Source organism: Variovorax sp. 679 (genome assembly GCF_003952185.1).
In the GTDB taxonomy this organism is placed as follows: Bacteria; Pseudomonadota; Gammaproteobacteria; order Burkholderiales; family Burkholderiaceae_C; genus Variovorax.
This window is the reverse complement of sequence record NZ_RXFS01000002.1, coordinates 348608-370235: the sequence shown is the minus strand read 5'-3', so window position 1 is coordinate 370235 and position 21628 is coordinate 348608. Positions and strand designations below refer to the sequence as shown.

Genomic DNA, 21628 nt, shown 5'->3' with positions numbered 1-21628 from the left:
CGAGGTGAAGCCATGACCCAGCCTGTCGTTTCCTCCGCCGTGGAGGCGCCGGGCGCCCGCGGTTTCCTGCGCGTCGAGGGGCTGGCCAAGGCCTTCGTGCCCGCGCGGCCCGTGTTCGCCGACGTGTCGTTCACGCTCGACCGCGGCGAGTTCGTCTGCATCATCGGCCACTCCGGCTGCGGCAAGACCACCATCCTCAACGTGCTGGCGGGCCTCGACCAGGCCAGCGCGGGCCACGTCTTCATGGACGGGCGCGAGGTGGCGGGCCCCAGTCTGGAGCGCGGCGTGGTGTTCCAGAGCCACGCGCTCATGCCGTGGCTCACGGTGCGCAGGAACATCGCTTTCGCCGTGGTCTCGCGCTGGCCGCAGTGGTCGGCCGCACAGGTCGATGCGCAGGTGGAGCGCTTCGTCGCCATGGTCGGGCTGCAGGCGGCCATCGACAAGAAACCCTCGCAGCTCTCGGGCGGCATGAAGCAGCGCGTGGGCATCGCGCGCGCCTTCGCCATAAGCCCCAAGATGCTGCTGCTCGACGAGCCCTTCGGCGCGCTCGACGCGCTCACGCGCGGCACCATTCAAGATGAGCTGATGGCCATCGTGCGCCAGACACAGCAGACCGTCTTCATGATCACGCACGACGTGGACGAGGCCATCCTGCTGGCCGACCGCATCCTGCTGATGAGCAACGGCGCCGACCTGCCGCAGGGCGGCTACCGAGCGGGGAACATCGTAGAGACGGTGGTCAACCCGCTGCCGCGCGAGCGCACGCGCGCTTCGTTGCACCACCTCGATGGCTACTACGCGCTGCGCAACCACATCGTCGATTTCCTCGTCACGCGTGCGAAGGCTGCGTGACTTCGCCTTCATCCTTCATTTCAATCAGGAGCAAACCCGCATGAACCGCAACGACGTCACCGAGAAGATCATCACCGTCAAGGTGAGCAAGGGCATCCAGTGGGCCGACGTGGCAAAGAAGGTCGGCCTTTCGAAGGAGTGGACCACCGCCGCCTGCCTCGGCCAGATGACGCTCGACGACAGGCAGGCGAAGATCGTCGCCAAGATCTTCGGCCTCACCGTCGAGGAGCAGAAGTGGCTGAAGGTGGTGCCCTACAAGGGCTCGCTGCCCACGCCGGTGCCGACCGATCCGCTCATCTACCGCTGGTACGAGGTGGTGAGCGTGTACGGCAGCACAATCAAGGAACTGATCCACGAGGAGTTCGGAGACGGCATCATGAGCGCCATCGACTTCAGCATGGACATCCAGCGCCAGGCCGACCCGAAGGGCGATCGGGTCAACGTGGTGCTGTCGGGCAAGTTCCTGCCGTACAAGACCTACTGACTCACTATTGGGCGTACTCGGCCGGGCGCGGCTTCGGGCGATACCCGGTCCGCGCCGGCGCGATGCCGTAGCCGTAGCCCTCGATGGCCCCGGCGATCGAGCGCGCCACCGCATCCACCGGCACCGCGATGCGCCGGTTGGTGCGCATGCGTTCGCGGGCATAGCTCGCCGCGATGCGCTCTGCCAGCGGATCGATGGGGCCATGCACGTCGGGGCTCACCACCGTCACGTGCAGGCGGCCGGCATGCTCCTGCCGCAGCCCTTCGGATATGGCGTTCACCGCGTACTGCGTGCCGTGGTACACGGCGGAGCCCGGCGACAGGCCGTGCATCGCCACCGGCGCCACGTTCACGATGTGGCCCCAGCCCTGCTCCTGCATCGTCGGCAGCACCGCCGCAACGCCGAGCAGCACGCCGCGCAGGTTCACGTCGATCATGAGTTCCCACTCCTCGATCTTGCGGTTCCACAGCGGCGACATCGGCATCACGCCGGCGGCGTTGACGAGCACGTCGATCTGCTCGTGCGTCTCGAGCGCGAACTCGGCAAAGGCTTCCACGTCGGGCCGGTGCGTCACGTCGAGTCGCTGGTAGCTCGCCGTGCCGCCCGTGGCCACGATCTCGGCCGCGAGCGCCGCGAGCCTGTCGGTGCGGCGCGCACCAAGCACCACCTTGGCACCGCGCCGCGCAAGCAGCCTGGCGGTCGCTTCGCCGATGCCGCTGCTCGCGCCGGTGATGAGTACGACTTTTTCCTGGAATGTGGTCATGGAGAACTCCTCGTGCTGGACTGGTTGCCGTGGAGCGCACACTGGGATGAGCGTGGGCCGGGCATGGAGATAAGTGTCTCTTTCGAGGGCCTCGGGGTGGTATCCGAATCGAACGCGGTTTTTGCCTGATCCTGCAAAACACGAGGCCGGCTGCGTCCGCGGATCAGCGCCGCGTAGTGCTTTCGCGGTAGAGCACCATGCCACCGTGATACAGCACGCCGTCGCGGAATTCGCCGTCGGCTGTGAAGCCGGTGTCGTCGACGTAGTCGATGTGATTGCCGGTCAGCCTGTAGCTGCCTTGGTAGGCGCTGTGGCGTGTACCGCGCGCTTCGTCGTAGCGGCCGTTAGGCAGCAGTTCGTGGCCGATATGGCCGTCTTGTGTCACCCACATGCCCACGTAGCGGTTCGGGTCTTCGAGCAACCTGGGGCGTTGCGGCTGGGCCTGCGAGGGGCCCGATGCCATGGCGAGGGACAGCGAGAGCGCGGTGAGTGCGCCGGTGCGATGTGCGGTGTTCATGGTGCGCCTTGGTTCGTGAATGGAGCGTCCATTCTTGAAAAAGGAGCGGCTGGGGCGTTAGTCGCTTCGTGCGAGTTTCTTGCCTGATTCCCCGAGGACTGGGGCGCTCATGGGTGCGGGCCGATGCATCCATCGGTAAGTCGCTTTGCACCATGTCGCAAGGATTGAGTGGAAACGCGAAATCGCCGATGCTCCGCTGATGGACAACCAGTCCCCCTGGACAGCGACGCGCCCGCGCATCTATCTCGCAGGCCCGGATGTCTTTCGTCCCGACGCGAGGGAGCATTTCATCAGGCTGACCGCCGCCTGCGATGCCGCCGGCCTTGCTGCATTGCTGCCGGCCGACGGCAACGAGGAGCAGACCACTGAAGTCCCGGAAAAGCGGATCTACGAAGCCAACATGCGCCGCCTTCGCGGCGCGGATGGTGTCGTCGCCAATCTCGCCTGCTTCAGGGGCATGGAGCCGGATTCCGGCACGGTATTCGAGGTCGGCGCGGCGATTGCGCTAGGTATTCCGGTTGTTGCTTATGGCGTGCCCGGGGGCAGCTACGCGGATCGCGCGCGCGTGGCACTGTCATGCGAGGTCGACGCGAACGGAGTGCTGCGCGAGAGCGGCACTGGCATCGCCGTCGAGGACTTCGGCCAGCAGCTGAATCTGATGCTGGCCTGTTCGATTCACATCGAGCCTACGCCGGAGGCGGCGCTGCGGAAGATGGCAGAGGTACTTGCTGGCATCAGCCGCCGATAGGGCGTCACGAGGCCTTCTTGCTGCTCTCGTCGGCGATCAGTGCGTCACGCAGTTGCGACGTGGTGCTGTCCACCGCACTGATGCAGCGTTGGAGTTCTGCATTGGCAAGGCGAAGCAGGGCACTCAGTTCGCTCCGCGTGGTTATCAGTCCTTCGAGCTCGCTTGTGCGTTCTGGAGCGATGAGTTTTTCGATGCAGGCATGAGCGCATAGGACTTCATGCAATTGGGCCGCATCGTCGCAGGCTTGTCGTGCGAGCTCGTCGATTGCGAGTTCGACTGGCATGGAAGGTGGTTGCGAGTGCGCAAGAGCGGGTTGAGCCATGAATGGACTCCAAGAGGTGTGGTTTCAAAAACCACCGCACCCGCTTCCAAACGAGGGCGGCAGCTCGAACGGGTTGGAAGACCGGCCACCTCTTGCGAGAACCGGCAGGGCTCGCGCCCTCCCGCCCGAGCCGCCATAAATGGAGCACGAGCGAAAAAGCCGCAGACCATGTGCGGTAGCTGCGGCTTTCGTCGCAGAGGTGGAGCGGGCTTCCAAACCCGGTCACGCCAAATCGGCGCGACGCGGCAGTATATCCACGCGACAGGAGCCGAAAGCCCCTTGTACAAGCCGAAAGAAAGAAGACGCCGGTTGGCTGTCCGCCCTGCGACAGAGGCTGGAAACCCCTGATCGAATCGCCGGTAGCGACCCCCTAGGATGGTGCTCCCCCCTATTGAATGGAGCACCGCATGCCGACCACCGAGACCCACTTCGAACTGACCACCAACGACGGCGTCACGGTGGAGGTCCATCGCTGGCTCGGCACGGTGACGACGCCGCGCGCCGTCATCCAGCTTGCGCACGGCATGGGCGAGCATTCGCTGCGCTACCGGCACCTGGCCGAATCGCTGGTGCGTGCCGGGTATGCGGTCTATGCGAACGAGCATCGCGGTCATGGCAAGGGCGCGGCTGCGCGCGGCGAATTGGGCGAGTTCGGACCGCGAGCGTTCGCCGGACTGGTTGACGACATGGCGCTGCTGAGTCATCACGTGCGCGGCGTGCATCCGGGCCTGCCGCTGATCCTCCTGGGCCACAGCATGGGCTCGTTCGCCACGCAGTACTACCTGGTCGAGCACAGCGCGCTGCTGGCGGGCGCGGTGCTCTCGGGCACCTCGGCGCTAGACCTGCTGGGGGCGGCGCTGCAGTCCGGCTTCAAGCTGGAAGACATGAATGCCGTGCTGCCCGACGTGCGCACGCCCTTCGACTGGCTCAGCCGCGACCCGGCGCAGGTCGATGCCTATATCGCCGATCCGCTGTGCGGGTTCACGGTTTCGGCCGAGGGGCTGGGTTCGATGTTCGCGAAGCTGGGCGATCTGACGCCGGATGCGATGCGAAAGCGCATCCGGCCCGAGCTGCCGCTCTATCTGTTCATCGGCGACGAGGACCCGGTGAGCAATAAGGCCGAATGGTTCTATCCGCTGGTGCAGCGCTATCGCGAGGCAGGGCTGCGCGACGTGTCTTGCCACGTGTTCGGTGGCGCGCGTCACGAGACGCTGAACGAGCTCAACCGCGACGAAGTCGAGGCGGTGCTGCTCGCGTGGATCGAGCGGGTGGTGGGGAAGGGCTGAAACAGCCGAGAGAGGCGGCGCGCCGGGCGCTGCCGACGGCTACTGCTTCCCGCAGTCGCCGCCCATGGACACGGTTCCGTCCTTGCACTCGGTGAGCATCGGCTCTCTCGACGGAGGTGGGGATGGAGACGCAGCGGCCGGTGCCGAGCCCGGTCCGGTGCCGACGTCCTTCTCATAGACGATCTTCCTGCTGCCGAGCTCACAGCTGCCCACTACTTGCCCGTTCGCCGGTGCATTCGCATCGACGACGGTGACGGTGAAGCGCGCCACGCCGGCAGCGGCGATCTTTTGTTCGATACGGGTGCGCAGGGCCTCGCAGTCTTCGGCGCCGTGGGCGGTACCTGCGAATGCCAGCGTGAGGGAGATCAGCAGACGGTGTTTCATGGTGGGCTTGCCTCACACGGCGAGCTTTAGAGGGGCAGGCAGTCTAGTTGTGAAGGGCGGGGGGGCCAATCCCCCGTCCTTGTAACAGCGTGCATGGGTACTCATTGCATCAGCCCAGTACCTGGCGACGCGCGCGCGGTAGGTTTTGCGCGGCACCGATGGGTTGGCCCGATGCCGGCACGGCACGCTCGCGGCCCCAGGCGCGGATGTTCTCGATCTGCTCGGGCGCGGTCTTCGACAGAGGCACCACGTTCACGAAAGCGCTGCGGAACAGGTCGGGCGTGACGGCCGCGTCGCCGTTCAGGTAGGCCTCCTTGACCACTTCGCGCACAGCCGATTCGAGGTCCGACCCCGCGAAGCCGTCCGACAGGCCGACCAGCTCTTCCATCAATTCCTCGGGCGGCGTCTGCTTGAGGCCGCGGCGCGTGTAGATGTCGATGATCTCGCGGCGCTCCTGTGGCGTCGGCAGGTCGACGAAGAACAGTTCGTCGAAGCGGCCCCGGCGCAGCAGCTCGGGCGGCAGCTTGGACACGTCGTTGGCGGTGGCCACCACGAACACGCGCGAGCGGGCCTCCTGCAGCCAGTAGAGGAACTGCCCGACCAGGCGCGTCGAGGTGCCGCCGTCGCCGCTGCCTTGCGCGCCGGCCAGGCCTTTTTCGATCTCGTCGATCCACAGCACGCAGGGCGACACGTGGTCGGCCGTGGCCAGCGCGTCTTTCAGGCGCGACTCGCTCTGGCCAAGGTACTGGCCGTGGATGGTCGACAGGTCGAGCCGGTACAGTGGCAGGCTCCAATTGGCCGCGATGGCCTTGGCCGACAGCGATTTGCCGCACCCCGGCACGCCCACAAGCAGCACGCCGCGCGGCGGGCGGATGCCGCGTTGGCGCAGGTCGGCGGTGAGCAGCGGGCGTTCCTTGTCGAGCCATGCCTTGAGGCCACCGAGCCCGCCGACGTTCAGCTCGGTGCCGCGCACGTTGACGCGCTCGATGCCGGAAATGTCAGCGAAGATGCGGTCCTTGGCGTGCATCAGCTCGACCACGTCGGCCTTGGTCACGCGGCCGTTGGCCAGCAGCGTGGCGATGATGTTCTCGGCCTCGATGCGCGAAATGCCCGCGAGGATGGCCGCGGCCCGGCGTTCGTCGTCGGCGTCCCATTCGATGGGAAAGTGGCCGCGATAGGCGTCGAGGTTCTCGCGGATGATCGCGAACATCTCGTCCTCGGTCGGCGCCGAAAGCGTCAGCGACATGCCGGCACGCTGCAACTGGCCCCACACGGGCTTGGTCGTGATGACCACCACCACGCCGCTGTGTTCGGCAGCCAGCATCACCACGTCGAGCAGGTGGCGCGCGGAGGCGGTGTCGTCCTCGATGTCGGAGACCTCGGTCAGCACCATCGACAGGTTCTGCCGCTGCGCGAACTGCTGGCTCGCGAAATCGACGGCGCCCGCGGCCGAGCGGTCTTCGTTGACGGAGCGCCCGGTCGCGAGCTCGCGGGTGCCCTGGGAGAGCGTGTGCACGTACACCGGCGCATTCAGCGTGGTGCCTACCTCGCGCAGCAGGTCCAGCACGCGGGCCCGTTCCGCGCTGCGGATCGAGATGAATGGAATGCGCGCCTTGAGATAGCGCGTGAGGGTGGCTTTGAATTCGGTGGTGTCGCTCATCGGAACTCTTCAAATCAGGATGTTGCGGCGACGGGGGCCGGAAGGGGGCGTGCCCGTGGCGGCGGTGGAAGCCGGAGCCGAAGGCGAGGTGGCGGCGATGGGGGCGGCCAGCGCGTCGTAGCGCAGCAGGTTGTTGTTCTGCAGCAGCAGCCGCAGGCGTCCACTGCGATCGGCCTGGGCCGAGTCTTCGAGTGACTTCTGCGAGCGCTCCGCGAACTTGCGCACTTCGCTCGTCAGGTGCGCGCGCAGTGTTTCGGCAAAGACCGGGAGCTGCGCGAGCCGGTGCAGGAAGAACAGCGACTGGCGCGCATTGAGGATCGCCCGCACCACGCTGCTTTCGTCCGCGCCCGTGCGCAAGTCGCGCGTCAGGTGCTCGGAGCAGCGAGTCAGCCGGGCGTTGAATTCATCGGCCAGCCGCTGCGCGAACAGCGGGCCGACGCCGCCGCTCCAGGAAAGCTCGCCGCGACCCATGTCCGCGAGACAGGCCTCGTCCTGCGTGCCCGAGGCCAGACGGTTGAGGCATTCGCTCCACTGCGCGTAAGTCCGCGGGCCTTCCGTGGGCGCGGGCATCTACTTGACGCGGCGAATGAAGGGCGTGGCCGGCAGCAGGTCCCAGGCGGGCAGCGCGCCCGCCAGCGCGTCGGGTGCCTCGGCGGGGGCCTGTTGCGGGGTGGCGGGCGTCGTTGCCGGAGCAAGTTCGGCGGGCGATGCGGGCGCGGCGGCGCCCGGGATGATGACGCGATTCATGCGTAACTCCTTCTTGTCGGTTTCTCAGCCATTGACCAGGACGCGGCGCACCGTGTCGTGCGACGAGAGGATGTGCTGCCCGGGAGTGATGCTCTCGAGCAGCGCCGTCACGTCCGTCGCCACGGCGTCACGCTTGGCGATGTCGCGGCGCAGTTCGACCACCTCGGCAACGCAGGCACGCAGTGCCTGGCTCGATTGCTCGAGCAGCGTCGCGAAGTCGGCCCTGATCTTGTCGCGCGTCTTGTCGAGCTGGCGATAGGTCAGGAACACCCACGTCAGACAGCCCGCACCGATGAGGAGCGGGAACAGGCCGGCGCCGAAGGCCGCCAGCATCAGCAGGACACCGATCACCAGGCCGGCCCAGTGCATGCCCGTGAGCTTCACCTGCGCCAGCGCATCGGCTTCGCGCCTGGCGATGTCTTCCTTCAGGCTGGCGAGCAATTCCGTCTCGTCCTCGCCGTTGGCGGTGCTGCCCTTCCAGTCTTCGATGGTGATGCCGATGCGCGTCGGTATGGCCATGCGCGCGCCGGCAGTGACATCGGCATGGGCGTCCACGATCCAGTCGCGCGAATGTGCGATGGCAAAGCGCTGCGTGGCGCGCGTGACGTGCGAGGTCTCCGGATGCATGGCCGCGTTGGTCAACAGCTGCGTGAAGTCGACCTGCTCTTCGAGTGCGGTGCTTTGCAGGTCATAGCGCTTGCGGGCTGCGTTCTTGTCGCCGTTTTCCTCGATGATGAAACGGCACATTTCTTCCTGGCGGCGCAACGGTAGCTCTTCGTCGTCGAAGCGCGTCACCAGCTTGCTCAGCAGGTCGTCGACCGCCGTCAGGATGCTGGGCGCGGCCTTGATCTCGCCCTTGAAGACGCCGTCGAAATGCGTCAGCACGGCCTGGTGCATGGCCACGCCGTTGAGCGCCTGGTTGACGGCCGTCCAGGTCGGGCTGAAGCGCTTGAGGTGGCTGTAGCGGCCGCCGTGGTCTTCGTTGGGTGTCTTCGAGAGCAGGCCTTTGCTCCACTGGCGGCGCTGCGTTTCCACGAAGCCGGCCTGCTGCGACAGCTCGTCGATCCACGCGGAGATGCGCTTGCTGCAATGCATGCTCACGTCGGCGCCGAACACGCCGTTGGCCATAGCATCGATCATGACGACGGTCTGGCGGTCGAGCTTGTAGGGGTTCTGCAGCGCGAAGTAGCGGTCGAGCCAGGTGCCGTTGGCCTCAATGCGGCCGGCGCGGCGCGACACGAGCGCGAAGAACAGCGAAGTCTTCTCGTCGTCGCGGCGCACGGCTTCCGCCAGTGCGCGTGTCGCCAGCTCGCGGTTGTCTCCCAGCCAGGCGGCCAAGGCCACCAGCGCGGGCGCCAGCCAGTAGCGGGGCGCTGAGATCATCAGTTCCTCGGTGGCGCTGCGCAGTGTTTCGTTGCGCACCAGTTGCACATCGGAAGCCTGCAGGATGCCGGTGGCCTGGCGGCGCACCACGGCGTAGTAGCCGAAGGCGGTTTCCAGTTCCTGGCGCACTTTGACCTGACGCGTCTCTGCCAGCGAGAGCTCCTTGGCCTTGAGGTCGGCCTCGACGAAGTCGGCAAAGGCCTGTTCGAGCCGCGACAGTTCGAAGCGGGTTTGCGTCAGGTCACGCCCGACGGATTCGACCTGACCCGAAACCGTGCCGATGTCGCCCTGCAGGTTGCGCAGCGACCCGAGGATCATGCTCAGGTCGGCCAGTTGAATGATGCGTTCTGAACTCATGGGTCGCCTTTCAAATGTCGATGATGGCCGTCTGGCCGGAGGCGCTGACGGTGACCAGCCGGGTGGAATACACCTCGATGAAGGCGTAGCCGGGGTGTTGCGCGAGCGAGCGGGCGCGCTCCATCAGCGGCGGCAGCGCCTCGCCTGTCTTGAAGTGCTGGATGATGCTGCCGGCGCAGGTCAGGGTGTGCACTTCATGGGGCACGCCCAGGTAGCACTTGGCGACGATGCCGACAGGCAATGCGTCGATGGCCACGTCGGGGAGCTCCTGGCGTATGGCGGCCAGCAGGTCCTGCGTGGCCTGGCCCGCATGGGCGCCGTGCAGGTGCGTGCCGGCGTCGAGCCGGGTCATGGCTTCGATGTAGGCGGCCGAGCGTTTCTGGCGCAGGCGTGTCTGCAGCGCCGCCCCGCCCAGCACGGTGCGGCTGGCGGTCTGCGTGTCGGCGGGACGCAGCGACAGCTGCGAACCGGGTTCTGCGGGCTTTGCGCCCAGGATGGCACGTGCCATGGCCTCCCTCCGTTTGAACTCTGCGGTGTGCGCTTCGTTGGCGCTGGAGTGCTCGTTGCCGCCCGGTGTTCGGGCGCGAGTCGGTATCGTGACGTGAATGCACCGGCGGCAGGCCTCGCGTGGGCCCGAGCGCCGGCGCGGTCGGGTGAGCCGGGGTTCAACGGCGCGGCATGGGCTGCCGCACCGCCGCGTCCATCAGCCCTGCGCGGAAGCCAGCGCCGCGTTCAGCGTGGCGCTCGGGCGCATCACCGCCTCGAATTTCACCTTGTCGGCGAGGTAGTAGCCGCCGATGTCCACCGGCTTGCCCTGCACGGCGGCGAGTTCGTCGACGATCTTCTGCTCGTTGGCGGTGAGCGTCTCGGCCAGCTTCACGAAGGCTGCCTGCAGTTCCTTGTCGTCGGTCTGCGCGGCGAGTTCCTGGGCCCAGTACATCGCCAGGTAGAACTGGCTGCCGCGGTTGTCGAGCTGGCCGGTCTTGGGCGACGGGTTCTTGTTGTTGTCGAGCAGCTTGCCGGTGGCGGTGTCGAGCGTCTTGGCCAGGATGGCGGCTTTCTTGTTGCCGGTCTTCAGGCCCAGGTCTTCCAGGCTCACGGCCAGCGCCAGGAATTCGCCCAGCGAGTCCCAGCGCAGGTGGTTTTCTTCCACCAGCTGCTGCACGTGCTTGGGGGCCGAGCCGCCCGCGCCGGTCTCGTACAGGCCACCACCGGCCATCAGGGGCACGATGGACAGCATCTTGGCCGAGGTGCCCAGTTCCATGATGGGGAACAGGTCGGTCAGGTAGTCGCGCAGGATGTTGCCGGTGGCGCTGATGGTGTCCAGGCCGCGCACGACGCGCTCCAGCGTGTAGCGCATGGCGCGCACCTGGCTCATGATCTGGATGTCCAGGCCCGCGGTGTTGTGCTCGTGCAGGTACATCTTGACCTTGGTGATCAGCTGCGCCTCGTGCGGACGGTAGGCGTCGAGCCAGAACACCACCGGCATGCCGGAGTTGCGCGCGCGGTTGACGGCCAGCTTCACCCAGTCGCGGATCGCGGCGTCCTTGACCTGGCACATGCGCCAGATGTCGCCTTGCTCCACGTCTTCGCTCATCAGCACTTCGCCGGTGTCCAGGTCGGTGATGTTGGCGACGCCGTCTTCCGGAATCTCGAAGGTCTTGTCGTGCGAGCCGTATTCCTCGGCCTTCTGCGCCATCAGGCCCACGTTGGGCACGGTGCCCATGGTCTTGGGGTCGAAGGCGCCGTGCCACTTGCAGAAGTTGATGATCTCCTGGTAGATGCGGGCGAAGGTCGATTCGGGCATCACGGCCTTCACGTCCTTCAGGCGGCCGTCGGCACCCCACATCTTGCCGCCGTTGCGGATCATCGCGGGCATGGAGGCGTCCACGATCACGTCGTTGGGCGAGTGGAAGTTGGTGATGCCCTTGGCCGAGTCGACCATCGCCAGTTCGGGGCGGCCTTCGTGGCAGGCGTGCAGGTCGCGCTTGATCTCGTCCTGCGTGCTCTGCGGCAGCGTGGCGATCTTGTTGTAGAGGTCGACCATGCCGTTGTTGACGTTGATGCCCAGCTCGTCGAACAGCTTGCCGTGTTTCTCGAAGGCTTCCTTGTAGAAGATCTTCACGCAGTGGCCGAACACGATGGGGTGCGAGACCTTCATCATGGTGGCCTTCACGTGCAGCGAGAACATCACGCCCGTCTTGTGCGCGTCCTCGATCTCCTTTTCATAGAAGGCCAGCAGCGCCTTCTTGCTCATGAACATGGAGTCGATGATCTCGCGGTCGAGCAGCGCCACCTTGGGCTTGAGCACGATGGTCTTGCCGCTCTTGGTCAGCAGTTCCATCTTGACGTTGCGCGCGCGGTCCAGCGTCATGGACTTCTCGCCGTGATAGAAGTCGCCGCCGTGCATGTGCGAGACATGCGAGCGCGAGGCCTGGCTCCACTCGGCCATGCTGTGCGGGTTCTTGCGCGCGTATTCCTTCACGGCCTTGGGTGCGCGGCGGTCGGAGTTGCCTTCGCGCAGCACGGGGTTCACGGCGCTGCCGGTGCACTTGTTGTAGCGCGCGCGGATGTCCTTGTCCTCGTCCGTGGTCGGGTTCTCGGGGTAGTCGGGGATCTTGTAGCCCTTGCCTTGCAGTTCCTTGATGGCGGCCTTGAGCTGGGCCACCGAGGCGCTGATGTTGGGCAGCTTGATGATGTTGGCTTCGGGCTTCAGCGTGAGCTTGCCCAGCTCGGCGAGGTTGTCCGGCACTTTCTTGTCGTCGCCCAGCAGCTCGGGGAACTCGCCCAGGATACGGGCCGCCACCGAGATGTCGCTGGTTGCGACGTTGATGCCGGCCGGGTTGGTGAAGGCGCGGATGATGGGCAGGAACGCGTAGGTCGCCAGCAGGGGCGCCTCGTCGGTGAGGGTGTAGACGATGGTTGGTTGCTTCGAGCTCATGCGCTTCTTCCGTAGATCCTGGTTGTCGGGGTGGCTGGAACTTCCGGCTGTCAGGGGATAGGCCTGTTTTTGCCGGAATCCCCGATTGTCGCCCGCCGGGACCGGGTTTCGCCATGCGGGTTTCGATGCCCCCGGCGCAAAGCGCGTCTTAACGGGGCTCCTGCTGGCCGGATGCCGCTTTTTCGAGCATTTCGCGGGCCAGGTCGACGAAGGCGCGCAGCTTGGGCGCCTGGGCCGCGCGGCGGGGAAAGTACAGGAACAACCCCGGCTCCTCGAAGGCCGAGCGCGGCAGCAGCTGCCGCAGCCGGCCCTCGCGCAGCTCGGCGCGCACCAGCGGCTCGAAGATGTAGGCGATGCCCACGTCGGCCAGCGCCAGGTCGCGGGCGTAGAGCGCATCGGTGACGCGCACCGTGCCCGGCACCTCGACCGACACGTGGGCGCCGCCCTTGTCGCGGAGGTCCCAGGCGTAGACGCCGCCCGAGGTGACGAAGCGGAAGCCTATGCAGTTGTGCTGCTGCAGCGCCTCGATGTCGCGAGGCTCGCCGGCTGCCTCCAGGTAGCGCGGCGTGGCCACCATGATGGCCTGGAAGGGCGGGGTGAGCCGTACGGCCACCATGTCCTGCGCCACGGTGTGGCCCAGCCGCACGCCGGCGTCGTGCCCGCTGTCCACGATGTCGGCCAGGCCGTCGTCGCAGGTGATCTCGATCACCAGTTCGGGGTGGCGGCGCGACATTTCGGCCACCAGCGGCGTCATGACGAGCGGCAGCGCCACGTGCGGCGCGTTGATGCGCAGCACGCCGCCCACGCGTCCCGACGACTCGCCGAAACGGTCGACCGCGTCGGCGATTTCGCCCATGGCGGGTGCGAGCATGCCGATGAAGCCGGCGCCGGCCTCGGTGAGCCGCACGCTGCGGGTGGTGCGCGCGAACAGCGGCTGGCCCAGGTGGTCTTCGACGGCGCGCACCGCGTGGCTCACGGCCGAGGCGCTCATGCCCAGCTCGGCCGCGGCGGCCGCGAAGCCGCCGCGCCGGTGCACCGCCAGCACGATGGCCAGATGCGGAAGAAGGGTGCGGTCCATTCGTGCACTGTATCGCAAGGTGCATTCGATTTGAACCGTCTAGTCGATGAATGCGGTTGGTGGAACAGTCACACCATGCCTTCACGGCAATCCATCAACCCTCAAGGAGCAAGCCTCATGTCCACCGCCGCCAACAACGTTTCGCAAGTCCGCAAGACCTGGTTCATCACCGGCGCCGCCTCCGGCTTCGGCCGCGCTTTCGCCGAACACGCACTGGCCCGGGGCCACAACGTGGTCGCCACCGCCCGGGACGCCGGCCGCCTCGCCGACCTCGTGGCGCTGGCGCCCGATCGCGTGCTGGCCACGCCGCTCGACGTGGACGCGGCCGGCGCTGCCGAAGCCGCCGTGCAGGCCGCGGTCGAGCGCTTCGGCCGCATCGACGTGCTGGTCAACAACGCCGGCTACGGCGTGGTCGGCGCGCTCGAGGAGACGCCCGACGCCGAACTGCGCGCGCTGATGAACACCAACTTCTTCGGCGCCATGGCCGTCACCCGCGCCGCGCTGCCGGTGCTGCGCGCGCAGAAGTCGGGCGCCATCGTCAACATCTCCAGCCTGGGCGGGCAGCTGTCGTTCTCGGGTTTCAGCGCCTACTCGGCCTCCAAGTTCGCGCTGGAGGGCGCTTCGGAAGCGCTGGCGCAGGAAGTGGCGCCCTTCGGCATCAAGGTGCTGATCGTCGAGCCGGGCCAGTTCCGCACGCAGCTCGCGGGCAGCGGCATGCGCCACATGCCGGTGATCGAGGCCTACCAGCCGGTGGTCGGCGCCACGCGAGAGTTCGCGCACAGCATGCACAACACGCAGGCCGGCGATCCGCGCAAGGCCGCGATGGCCATCGAGAAGGCGCTGGATGCCGAGCACACGCCGCTTCGCCTGCAGCTCGGCGACGATTCGGTCGACGCGGTGCGCGCCCATGCGCAGGCCATGCTCAAGGACATGGAGGCCTGGGAGTCCGTGAGCCGCAGCACGAACTTCGACGCTGCCTGAGAGCGGGCTTCAGGCGAGGGGCAGTTCGATGGTGGCCGCGAGCGGTACGGTGTCGATGCGCGCCGCGCTGGCCACGATGACTGCCCGGCCCTGCTGCCCATCGAAACCGGAAAGCGTGCTCCACAGGCAGCGCGTCGACGGCATGTCGAGCCCGGCCGTGGGTTCGTCGAGCAGCACGAGCGGCCGGCCCGACGCGAGCCCGGCCGCCATCCACACCTTGCGCTTCGAGCCGGTCGAGAGCATGAACATCTTCTTGTCCAGGTGCGGCGCCAGCGAGAAGCCGTCCGCGATGGCTTGCCACTTCTCATGGTCGAAGCCCGTGTCGCCCTCGGCGAGAGAGGCCGTGCATTCGCGGGCCGTGAGCTGGTCGAAGCGGTCGGTCACAGGGTCGACGAAGAACACCTGGCGGTGGTATGCCTCGGGCGCGGTGTCGAAGCTCGTGTCCGCCACCGTCAGCCGGCCGGAAGAAGCGGGCAACGTGCCGGCGATCACCTGGAGCAGCGCCGATTTGCCGGTTCCGGTGTCGCCATAGAGCAGCGTGACGCCCGGGCCGATGGATGCATTCCAGTCCGACGCGAGCGGCGACTGGTCGGGGTAGGCGAAGCTCAGCGCGTCGATCCGGAGGAGGGCGGGAGAAGATGGATTCATGGTCGCGTGCGACTTTATCAACCAGGCGCCACCGCCGGTGGCTACCATCCGGCTCCATGAGAAAACTGCCGTTCCTGCTCGCTCTGTTGCCGCTTGCCGCTCCGGTGCTGGCCGCTCCCGATCTTTCCGCGCCGTCGGCGCAGGTGTTCGATGCGGTGAAGAAGCCCGAGTCGCTCGATGCGCAATGGCGCGCGAACCTCTGCACGCTGCTGCCGAAGCCGTGCAATGAGCAGCAGCTCGGCCTTTACCGCCCGCGCGGCGCAGCGGCCGGCGACTACGTGGTGCTATCGACCGAGCCGCTGGCCATGGCGCGCATCAAGCGGAGAACCGATGCGAAGAGCTGGCAGCTCGACCGCCTCCACGACTTCTCCGACTACGCGCAGGCCCTGAAGAAAGACAGCGACCCCAGCCGGTCCGAGGCGCGCCTCTCGCTCGCGCCGGCGCTCTATCCGCTGGCCGAGGGCAAGTGGGCCGCGGCCGTGCTGCAGACGGTGTCGGAGGGGTATTCGGGCGGCGGCGCCTCGTTCGACACCGCCGACTTCGTCCCGCTCGAAGGCGGCAAGGCGGTACAGGAGGGCATTCCGTTCTCGTGCTCCAAGATGATCCGCGCCTGCTTCAGCGAGAAGGAATACAAGACCTCGAAGCACTGCCACGACGAGAGCTTCGGCAGCCTGCGCATCGCCTACGGCGAGACATTCAAGCCCGGTGCGCCCTACGACTGGCAATACACCTGGGTGCAGACCGAGTGGCCGCAGAACGAGCCGCGCGGCGCGGCGACCACCACGCGCGTGCTCTTCACCGCGAAGACCACCGAGCGCGCGGGCTTTTGCGGTGGGCCGCAGTAGGCAGGCGCCCCGCGCTTCAGTGCCGGGGCACGGTCGTCGCGCCCACGTGCATCGTGCGACCCGCGCCCAGCCCCGCGATCACGAGCGCGATGCCCAGCCCGATGAAGAGCCACGACGAGGCGCGGAAGCTCCCCGTCCAGCCGTGCAGCAGCCCGGCCACCAGCGGGCCGAAGGCCGCCACCATGTAGCCCACGCCCTGCGCCATGCCCGAGAGATGCGCGGCCACGTGCGAATCGGGCGAGCGCAGCACGATCATCGTGAGCGCCAGCGCGAAGGTGCCGCCCTGCGCGATGCCCAGCAGCACCGCCCAGGCCCACACCCCGAACACGCCTCCCAGCGGCGCGAACAGCATCGCCAGCATCGCGCCCACGGTGAGCATCGCCAGCGCGACGGCGAGGCCGCGCTGGTTGCGCAGCTTCACCGCCAGCGCCGGCACCACGAGGCAGGTCACCACCTGCGTCATGACCGACAGCGACACCACGTAGCCGGCCGTCTCGCTGCCCAGACCGCGCTCGCGCAGGATCGGCGCGAGCCAGCCCATCACGATGTAGGCGAGGGCGGACTGCAGGCCCATGAAGAACGTGACCTGCCAGGCCAGCCGGTCGCGCCACAGGCCGCGCACGGTGAAGCCCGACTCGCTCGCCACCGGCTTCAGCGGCAGCGCCTGCGGCGCCCAGATCAGCGTGACCAGCGCGGCCGGCAGCGCCCACATCGCGAGCGCCATGGTCCAGCCGCCGCCCAGCGAGTGCTCGATGGGCACCGTGAGGCCTGCGGCACTGGCCGCGCCGCCGCACACGGCCATGGTGTACAGGCCCATCATCAGCGCCGCCTGCGAAGCGAAGTCGCGCTTCACCAGGCCCGAGAGCAGCACGTTCGACACCGCAATGCCGCTGCCGGCGATGGCCGAGGCCAGGAACAGCAGCGGAATGTTGCCGGTGCCGCGCAGCACCGTGCCGACCAGGATCAGCACCATGCACCCGAGCAGCGTGCGTTCGGTGCCGAAGCGGCGGCCCAGGCCGGGCGCGAGCGGCGCGAACACGCCGAGGCAGACGATGGGCAGCGTGGTCAGCAGGCTCGCCGCGGTGGACGAGAGCCCGGTGGCCTTGATGATTTCCGGCAGCACCACCGAGAGGCTGGCGAACACCGGGCGCAGGTTGAAGGCGATCAGCACCACGCTGGCACCCAGCAGGATGCGGCGCGCGAGCGTGGGGGCAGGCGTGGGGCGCGGGGCGGGGAGGCTGTCGGCCTCGGCGTCGATCAGCAATTCGTCGCTGGGGTGGCGCGCCGTGGCGGCGGTGGCCAGGCTCATGGCGAGCCCAGCGTCAGCATATTGATCATCGGCGCCATGAAGGCGCGTACCGCCGCGGCGGCCGCGTCGGGGTCGCGGCTGGCAATGCCTTCGATGACGGCGCGGTGCGCGGCCTCGTCGGGCTCGGGCAGGGTGTTGCCCGTCATCGAGCTCGCGATGGTTTCCTTGATGTAGCCGGTGATGAAGCGGCATGTCTCGGCCAGTGCGAGGTTGCCCGACACGTCGACGATGGCGAGGTGGAAGGCGAGGTCGCGCTCGATGAAGGCCGCGCCGTTGTCGGCCTCGTCGGGCACGCCGCGCTTGTCGAGCAGCGTGTGGAGGCGGCGCAGGTCGCGCGCCGTGTGGCGCACCGCCGCGAGCCGGGCGGCTTCCACCTCGAGCGCCTGGCGCACCTCGAACTGGTCGCGCAGGCTGGCCAGGCGCATCTTCTGCAGGCTGGACGAAGGGTCGAAGCCCGAGCGAACATAGGTGCCCGAGCCCTGGCGCACTTCGAGCAGCCCGCGCGACACCAGCGTCTTGACCGCCTCGCGCACCGTGCCGCGGCTCACGCCCAGCAGTTGCGCCAGTTGCGGCTCGATCGGAATGCGGGTGCCGACGGCCCAGCGGCCGGCGGAGATTTCGGCGCGGATGCTGTCGGCGGCAGTGTCTGCAAGAGAGGTACGGGGGGCTTGGGCGAGCATCGGGTGAGCCTGGTCATTCAATGATTGGACGAATTTTGTCGCCAAACAGAGCCCGGAATGTACATCCGGCGGCCGATTCGGGCGGGGCTCCTACAAAAAACCGCAATCCATGTTCAAGGCATCGCACAAGGCGATCTCGCGGATTTGCCGGGATAAGGTGAAATTTTCCCCGCATTGAGCAAGTGTTACTGAAAGCATTGCCCGCGCCGAGCGCCATGTCAGAGAATGAAACTAAAGGTAGCTTGCGAATCAGCAGGTTGCCATGCTCCGTGGTTCGGCACTCCCTTCCCCGACCGCTGGACGGAGCGTTCAGGGAGAGCAGGAAAAACGGACCCCGTCGAAGCGAAATGAAGGACTTTTCTTTGTCGGATGTGAGGCTCTTCACCAAGGCCGCGCAACTCGGGGGACTGACTCCGGCCGCCGAAGTGCTGAACGTGCCCAAGGCTTCCGCGTCGCGCCAGCTCCAGAGACTGGAAGCCACCGTCGGTCACCTCCTGCTGCATCGCGGCGCCACGCGCTTCGCGCTGACGGAAGAAGGCCGCGAGTTCCTTGCAGCGGCCCAGCACGCGCTGACCATCCTCGACGACGTCATGCTCAACCTGTCGTCGGAAGGCGGCGCCGTCTCGGGGCGGCTGCGCATCGCCGTGCCGCACTACTGCGGCAGGGAACTGCTGATGAACCACCTGCCGGCTTTCATGACTGCCTATCCCCGCCTGGAGGTGACGGTCGAGACCAGCAGGGACCGGGCGGACCTGCTCCACGACGGAGCCGACGTGGCCATCCGGTGCGGGCGCGAGGGCAGCGACGAACTGGTGGTGCGCCATCTGGCGCAGGAGCCGTTGATGCTGTGCGCCGCGCCGGCGTATCTCGCGCGGCACGCGCCGGTGCAGGGCCTGCCCGACTTGGCGGCGCATCGCTTCCTGACCACCGACACCGAGGGGCGCAAGCGCGAAATCAGCCTCGCGACCGTCGAGAAGACGCACCAGATGCGCGTGGAAAGCGTGTTCCGCTCGGACGACCCTGAAATGGTCCTGCGGCTCGCGCTGTCGGCCCGTGGCATCGCGCTGCTGCCGGTGTCGTTGGCGAGGCCGCAGATCGACGGCGCAACGCTGGTGCCCGTGCTGCCGTCGCTGGCGCTGAAGCCGCACGACATCGAACTGAGCTACCTGCCGGCGCGCCGCAACACGCCGAAGATCAAGACCTTCGTCGACTACTTCCTGGACGTATTCAGGTCGGCCTGATGTCCCGGCGGGGGCGATCGATCAGTGGGCTTCAGCGCCTGGCGTTCTTCGCCACCACGCCCGCGCCGCGCACTTCCAGCCTGCGCTGGTCGACCACCTTGCCGCTCGCGTCCACCAGCTCGATCACATGCCGTCCCGGCCAGGGAAACCATTGCACGGTGTTGCCGCGCGCCAGCGGCTTGCCGTCCACGCGCCACTGCACGCCGCGGCCTTCGGAGTCGAAGCGCACGCGCTGGCGCTGCGGCGGTATGTCGGGGTCGATCGCGATGATGGTGCCGTCGGCCGGCGCGGTGATGCGCGCGGAGGCCGAATCGGTCGCGATGCCGGTGTCGAGCGCAAACAGGGGCTGCTCGGTGCCCTGCAGGAACCATTCGCTGCGCGCCGCCTCGAGCGGGTTGCCGTCGGCGCCGGGCCCGAAGCTCACGCGCGTCTCGACAAGGCCCGGCGGCGGCGCGGGCGCGCGGCTCGGCTCGCGCGCGTGCAGAAAGCGCATCACCTCGGCCCACACCGGCGCGGCGCCGCTGGTGCCGCTCACGTCCCACATCGATGCGCCGCTGGCGTTGCCGACCCACACGCCCACCGTGTAGCGCTGAGACCAGCCCACGGCCCAGTTGTCGCGCATGTCCTTGCTGGTGCCGGTCTTCACGGCCGTCCAGAAGCGGGTGGAAAGAATGCTGTCGAGTCCGAAGGTGCGCGTGCGCGCGTTGGGGTCGGAGAGGATGTCGCCGACGATGAAGGCGGCGCGCGGGTCGATCAGCGGCGGGGCGGCCGCGACGGCGGGCTTCGATTTGTCCGCCGCGGGCCGCGCGGTCAGCGTCGTTGTGCCGTAGCGGCCGTTGTTGGCCAGCATGCGGTACGCATTGGTGAGCGACAGCAGCGACACCTCCGCGCTGCCGAGCGCGAGGCTGTAGCCGTAGTAGTCGCCGCTCTCGCGCAGCGGCAGGCCGGCGGCGCGCAGCTCGCGCGCGAAGGCCTCGGGCGACACCATCACCAGCGTGCGCACCGCAGGCACGTTGAGCGAGGCGGCCAGCGCCGTGCGCGCCGACACCGGACCCTTGAAGCGCCGGTCGTAGTTCTGCGGAATGTAGAGGCCGCTGGCGGTGCTGATCTGCGCCGACGAGTCCTCGATCAGCGATGCCGCCGTGATGCGCCGCTCGGCGATCGCCTGGCCGTAGAGCAGCGGCTTGAGCGTGGAGCCGGGCTGGCGCAGCGCGGTGACGCCGTCGACCTCGGCCGCCTGGCTCAGCGGGCCGGAGGAGCCGACCCAGGCGAGCACCTCGCCCGTCGCGTTGTCGAGCACGACAAGGGCGCCGTCTTCCACATGGCGGTCGCGCAGTTCGCGCAGGTGGCGCTGCAGGGTGTCGAGCGAAAAGCGTTGAAGCGACGCGCGCAGCGTGGTGCGCACGCCGGGCTCCTTGCCTTTCGGGGCGGGCGTCGCCGCCGCATTCGCGCTCGCGTCCTTCAGCTCGCGCAGCACGCGCCGCGCCGCATGCGGCGCGATGCCCTCGTTGGGTTCGAAGGCCCGCCGCTGCACCGCCGCGCTGGTGAACATGTCGAGCGCCTCGCAGTCGATCTTCTGCTGTGGCTCCATCACGCGCATCACCTCGCAGGCGCGCTGCGCGACCACGGCGGGCTTGGCGTTCGGCGCGCGCACCAGCGAAGAGGCGACAGCCGCCTCGCGCGCGTCGAGACCGCTGGGTGCCTTGCCGAACAGCGTGCGCGAGAGCGCGTCGATGCCGACGATCTCGCCGCGGAACGGCACGGTGTTGAGATACGCCTCCAGGATCTGGTCCTTGCGCCAGTTGCGCTCCAGCTGCGCGGCCGCCACCGTCTGCCCGATCTTCTGCGTGAGGCTGCGTCCGCCCGAGCTGCGGCGCAGGTCTTCGTCGAGCAGGCCCGACAGCTGCATGGTGATGGTCGAGGCCCCGCGCGTGCGCGTGTTCCACAGGTTGCCCCATGCAGCGGCCGAGACCGCGCGCCAGTCGATGCCGCTGTGTTCGTAGAAGCGCCTGTCCTCGCTCAGCACCATGGCCGTGCGCAGCGCGGGCGACACGTCGGCCAGCGCGATCCACTGGCCGCGCCGCACGGTGGGGTCGGTGCGCACGCGCTGCAGCAGCTCGCCGTTGCGGTCGAGCACGGCGGTGTCGGACGAGCGGAAGTCGCGCTTCACCTCCTCGAAGCTCACGACGGCCCGCGCCGGCTGCGCCCATGCCGCGACGATCAGCAGCAGGGCGGCGGCGAGGGTGTTGCGGGCGTGAATGGAGGGCGCGAACTGCATCGAGGGAAAACCAGGGGCCGGAACAGTGAGACGCCGACATTCTCGGCGATGCCCCACGGGAATCGCGCCTACCCCGGGACGGGCGGCCCGCCGCCTTGCGGGTGCGCGGCCACGGGCCAGAGTT

Annotated in this window: 22 protein-coding genes; 7 read left to right on the top strand and 15 right to left on the bottom strand. The window is 67.8% G+C overall.

What is annotated here, in order from left to right:
* Positions 1 to 12 precede the first annotated feature (12 nt).
* Together EJO71_RS05685 and cynS are read left to right on the top strand one after the other, a co-directional pair.
* On the top strand, positions 13 to 852 hold the full coding sequence (locus EJO71_RS05685; protein ID WP_125947734.1) for an ABC transporter ATP-binding protein: 840 nt from the start codon (positions 13 to 15) through the stop codon (positions 850 to 852).
* A 40-nt stretch (positions 853 to 892) separates the two neighbouring features.
* Positions 893 to 1336, top strand: coding sequence for a cyanase (gene cynS, locus EJO71_RS05680; protein ID WP_125947735.1), 444 nt, complete (start codon positions 893 to 895; stop codon positions 1334 to 1336).
* A 4-nt stretch (positions 1337 to 1340) separates the two neighbouring features.
* Here the strand turns inward: cynS and EJO71_RS05675 are convergent, their stop codons facing one another.
* Both EJO71_RS05675 and EJO71_RS05670 read right to left on the bottom strand, forming a co-directional pair.
* Positions 1341 to 2099: an SDR family oxidoreductase gene (locus EJO71_RS05675; protein ID WP_125947736.1), complete on the bottom strand. Its 759-nt coding sequence runs from the start codon at positions 2097 to 2099 to the stop codon at positions 1341 to 1343.
* A gap of 163 nt (positions 2100 to 2262) precedes the next feature.
* Entirely contained in the window at positions 2263 to 2616 is a 354-nt protein-coding gene (locus EJO71_RS05670; RefSeq protein WP_240651292.1) for an Atu4866 domain-containing protein, read from the bottom strand.
* Between the two features lie 199 nt (positions 2617 to 2815).
* Here EJO71_RS05670 and EJO71_RS05665 point away from each other — a divergent pair, with 199 nt between their 5' ends.
* Positions 2816 to 3364: a nucleoside 2-deoxyribosyltransferase gene (locus EJO71_RS05665; protein ID WP_125947737.1), complete on the top strand. Its 549-nt coding sequence runs from the start codon at positions 2816 to 2818 to the stop codon at positions 3362 to 3364.
* 4 nt (positions 3365 to 3368) lie between these two features.
* Here the strand turns inward: EJO71_RS05665 and EJO71_RS05660 are convergent, their stop codons facing one another.
* Positions 3369 to 3647 (bottom strand): hypothetical protein, encoded by a 279-nt coding sequence (locus EJO71_RS05660; RefSeq protein WP_125947738.1) that lies wholly within the window; start codon positions 3645 to 3647, stop codon positions 3369 to 3371.
* A 446-nt stretch (positions 3648 to 4093) separates the two neighbouring features.
* Between EJO71_RS05660 and EJO71_RS05655 the strand changes: the two genes are divergently transcribed.
* Positions 4094 to 4972: an alpha/beta hydrolase gene (locus EJO71_RS05655; RefSeq protein ID WP_125947739.1), complete on the top strand. Its 879-nt coding sequence runs from the start codon at positions 4094 to 4096 to the stop codon at positions 4970 to 4972.
* Between the two features lie 39 nt (positions 4973 to 5011).
* Here the strand turns inward: EJO71_RS05655 and EJO71_RS05650 are convergent, their stop codons facing one another.
* The 8 genes from EJO71_RS05650 to EJO71_RS05620 form a co-directional block, all read right to left on the bottom strand.
* Positions 5012 to 5356, bottom strand: a complete 345-nt coding sequence (locus EJO71_RS05650) for a DUF1161 domain-containing protein (protein ID WP_125947740.1) — start codon at positions 5354 to 5356, stop codon at positions 5012 to 5014.
* Positions 5357 to 5465: 109 nt separating this feature from the next.
* The gene (locus EJO71_RS05645) at positions 5466 to 7016 is read right to left on the bottom strand and encodes an AAA family ATPase (protein WP_125947741.1); all 1551 of its coding nucleotides are present in this window, start codon (positions 7014 to 7016) and stop codon (positions 5466 to 5468) included.
* Between the two features lie 9 nt (positions 7017 to 7025).
* Complete coding sequence (locus EJO71_RS05640; RefSeq protein WP_125947742.1) at positions 7026 to 7586, bottom strand: hypothetical protein; 561 nt, start codon at positions 7584 to 7586, stop codon at positions 7026 to 7028.
* Entirely contained in the window at positions 7587 to 7763 is a 177-nt protein-coding gene (locus EJO71_RS34275; protein ID WP_164546764.1) for a hypothetical protein, read from the bottom strand. It abuts the gene before it with no gap.
* Positions 7764 to 7787: 24 nt separating this feature from the next.
* On the bottom strand, positions 7788 to 9503 hold the full coding sequence (locus EJO71_RS05635; protein ID WP_125947743.1) for a hypothetical protein: 1716 nt from the start codon (positions 9501 to 9503) through the stop codon (positions 7788 to 7790).
* A gap of 10 nt (positions 9504 to 9513) precedes the next feature.
* Positions 9514 to 10011, bottom strand: a complete 498-nt coding sequence (locus tag EJO71_RS05630) for a hypothetical protein (RefSeq protein ID WP_125947744.1) — start codon at positions 10009 to 10011, stop codon at positions 9514 to 9516.
* A gap of 195 nt (positions 10012 to 10206) precedes the next feature.
* Positions 10207 to 12444 (bottom strand): NADP-dependent isocitrate dehydrogenase, encoded by a 2238-nt coding sequence (locus EJO71_RS05625; RefSeq protein WP_125947745.1) that lies wholly within the window; start codon positions 12442 to 12444, stop codon positions 10207 to 10209.
* Positions 12445 to 12592: 148 nt separating this feature from the next.
* A complete protein-coding gene (locus EJO71_RS05620) occupies positions 12593 to 13522 on the bottom strand; it encodes a LysR family transcriptional regulator (protein ID WP_125947746.1) in 930 nt (309 codons plus the stop codon).
* Between the two features lie 117 nt (positions 13523 to 13639).
* On the opposite strand from EJO71_RS05620, the gene EJO71_RS05615 reads away from it, so the two are divergent.
* Positions 13640 to 14503: an oxidoreductase gene (locus EJO71_RS05615; protein ID WP_125947747.1), complete on the top strand. Its 864-nt coding sequence runs from the start codon at positions 13640 to 13642 to the stop codon at positions 14501 to 14503.
* 9 nt (positions 14504 to 14512) lie between these two features.
* On the opposite strand, the gene EJO71_RS05610 is transcribed toward EJO71_RS05615, so the two are convergent.
* Positions 14513 to 15151: an ATP-binding cassette domain-containing protein gene (locus EJO71_RS05610; RefSeq protein ID WP_125947748.1), complete on the bottom strand. Its 639-nt coding sequence runs from the start codon at positions 15149 to 15151 to the stop codon at positions 14513 to 14515.
* A gap of 56 nt (positions 15152 to 15207) precedes the next feature.
* Here EJO71_RS05610 and EJO71_RS05605 point away from each other — a divergent pair, with 56 nt between their 5' ends.
* Positions 15208 to 15996 (top strand): hypothetical protein, encoded by a 789-nt coding sequence (locus EJO71_RS05605; protein ID WP_125947749.1) that lies wholly within the window; start codon positions 15208 to 15210, stop codon positions 15994 to 15996.
* A gap of 16 nt (positions 15997 to 16012) precedes the next feature.
* On the opposite strand, the gene EJO71_RS05600 is transcribed toward EJO71_RS05605, so the two are convergent.
* Together EJO71_RS05600 and EJO71_RS05595 are read right to left on the bottom strand one after the other, a co-directional pair.
* Positions 16013 to 17305: an MFS transporter gene (locus tag EJO71_RS05600; RefSeq protein ID WP_125947750.1), complete on the bottom strand. Its 1293-nt coding sequence runs from the start codon at positions 17303 to 17305 to the stop codon at positions 16013 to 16015.
* Positions 17302 to 17985: a FadR/GntR family transcriptional regulator gene (locus EJO71_RS05595; RefSeq protein ID WP_125947751.1), complete on the bottom strand. Its 684-nt coding sequence runs from the start codon at positions 17983 to 17985 to the stop codon at positions 17302 to 17304. Before EJO71_RS05595 ends, EJO71_RS05600 begins: the two co-directional genes overlap by 4 nt.
* Positions 17986 to 18332: 347 nt before the next feature.
* On the opposite strand from EJO71_RS05595, the gene EJO71_RS05590 reads away from it, so the two are divergent.
* The gene (locus EJO71_RS05590) at positions 18333 to 19226 is read left to right on the top strand and encodes a LysR family transcriptional regulator (protein WP_125947752.1); all 894 of its coding nucleotides are present in this window, start codon (positions 18333 to 18335) and stop codon (positions 19224 to 19226) included.
* Between the two features lie 31 nt (positions 19227 to 19257).
* Here EJO71_RS05590 and pbpC read toward each other — a convergent pair whose 3' ends face one another.
* Positions 19258 to 21504, bottom strand: a complete 2247-nt coding sequence (gene pbpC / locus EJO71_RS05585; protein WP_125947753.1) for a penicillin-binding protein 1C — start codon at positions 21502 to 21504, stop codon at positions 19258 to 19260.
* Positions 21505 to 21628 lie beyond the last annotated feature (124 nt).

What these genes read in the sequence shown, in the direction of transcription:
- EJO71_RS05595 (WP_125947751.1), bottom strand. Translation starts at nt 17,985, where the DNA reads ATGCTCGCCCAAGCCCCCCGTACCTCTCTTGCAGACACTGCCGCCGAC.
- EJO71_RS05650 (WP_125947740.1), bottom strand. Translation starts at nt 5,356, where the DNA reads ATGAAACACCGTCTGCTGATCTCCCTCACGCTGGCATTCGCAGGTACC.
- EJO71_RS05645 (WP_125947741.1), bottom strand. Translation starts at nt 7,016, where the DNA reads ATGAGCGACACCACCGAATTCAAAGCCACCCTCACGCGCTATCTCAAG.
- EJO71_RS05670 (WP_240651292.1), bottom strand. Translation starts at nt 2,616, where the DNA reads ATGAACACCGCACATCGCACCGGCGCACTCACCGCGCTCTCGCTGTCC.
- EJO71_RS05590 (WP_125947752.1), top strand. Translation starts at nt 18,333, where the DNA reads ATGAAGGACTTTTCTTTGTCGGATGTGAGGCTCTTCACCAAGGCCGCG.
- EJO71_RS05675 (WP_125947736.1), bottom strand. Translation starts at nt 2,099, where the DNA reads ATGACCACATTCCAGGAAAAAGTCGTACTCATCACCGGCGCGAGCAGC.
- EJO71_RS05610 (WP_125947748.1), bottom strand. Translation starts at nt 15,151, where the DNA reads ATGAATCCATCTTCTCCCGCCCTCCTCCGGATCGACGCGCTGAGCTTC.
- EJO71_RS05660 (WP_125947738.1), bottom strand. Translation starts at nt 3,647, where the DNA reads ATGCCAGTCGAACTCGCAATCGACGAGCTCGCACGACAAGCCTGCGAC.
- EJO71_RS05655 (WP_125947739.1), top strand. Translation starts at nt 4,094, where the DNA reads ATGCCGACCACCGAGACCCACTTCGAACTGACCACCAACGACGGCGTC.
- cynS (WP_125947735.1), top strand. Translation starts at nt 893, where the DNA reads ATGAACCGCAACGACGTCACCGAGAAGATCATCACCGTCAAGGTGAGC.
- EJO71_RS05665 (WP_125947737.1), top strand. Translation starts at nt 2,816, where the DNA reads ATGGACAACCAGTCCCCCTGGACAGCGACGCGCCCGCGCATCTATCTC.
- EJO71_RS05640 (WP_125947742.1), bottom strand. Translation starts at nt 7,586, where the DNA reads ATGCCCGCGCCCACGGAAGGCCCGCGGACTTACGCGCAGTGGAGCGAA.
- EJO71_RS05615 (WP_125947747.1), top strand. Translation starts at nt 13,640, where the DNA reads ATGTCCACCGCCGCCAACAACGTTTCGCAAGTCCGCAAGACCTGGTTC.
- EJO71_RS05620 (WP_125947746.1), bottom strand. Translation starts at nt 13,522, where the DNA reads ATGGACCGCACCCTTCTTCCGCATCTGGCCATCGTGCTGGCGGTGCAC.
- EJO71_RS34275 (WP_164546764.1), bottom strand. Translation starts at nt 7,763, where the DNA reads ATGAATCGCGTCATCATCCCGGGCGCCGCCGCGCCCGCATCGCCCGCC.
- EJO71_RS05685 (WP_125947734.1), top strand. Translation starts at nt 13, where the DNA reads ATGACCCAGCCTGTCGTTTCCTCCGCCGTGGAGGCGCCGGGCGCCCGC.
- EJO71_RS05635 (WP_125947743.1), bottom strand. Translation starts at nt 9,503, where the DNA reads ATGAGTTCAGAACGCATCATTCAACTGGCCGACCTGAGCATGATCCTC.
- EJO71_RS05630 (WP_125947744.1), bottom strand. Translation starts at nt 10,011, where the DNA reads ATGGCACGTGCCATCCTGGGCGCAAAGCCCGCAGAACCCGGTTCGCAG.
- EJO71_RS05600 (WP_125947750.1), bottom strand. Translation starts at nt 17,305, where the DNA reads ATGAGCCTGGCCACCGCCGCCACGGCGCGCCACCCCAGCGACGAATTG.
- pbpC (WP_125947753.1), bottom strand. Translation starts at nt 21,504, where the DNA reads ATGCAGTTCGCGCCCTCCATTCACGCCCGCAACACCCTCGCCGCCGCC.
- EJO71_RS05605 (WP_125947749.1), top strand. Translation starts at nt 15,208, where the DNA reads ATGAGAAAACTGCCGTTCCTGCTCGCTCTGTTGCCGCTTGCCGCTCCG.
- EJO71_RS05625 (WP_125947745.1), bottom strand. Translation starts at nt 12,444, where the DNA reads ATGAGCTCGAAGCAACCAACCATCGTCTACACCCTCACCGACGAGGCG.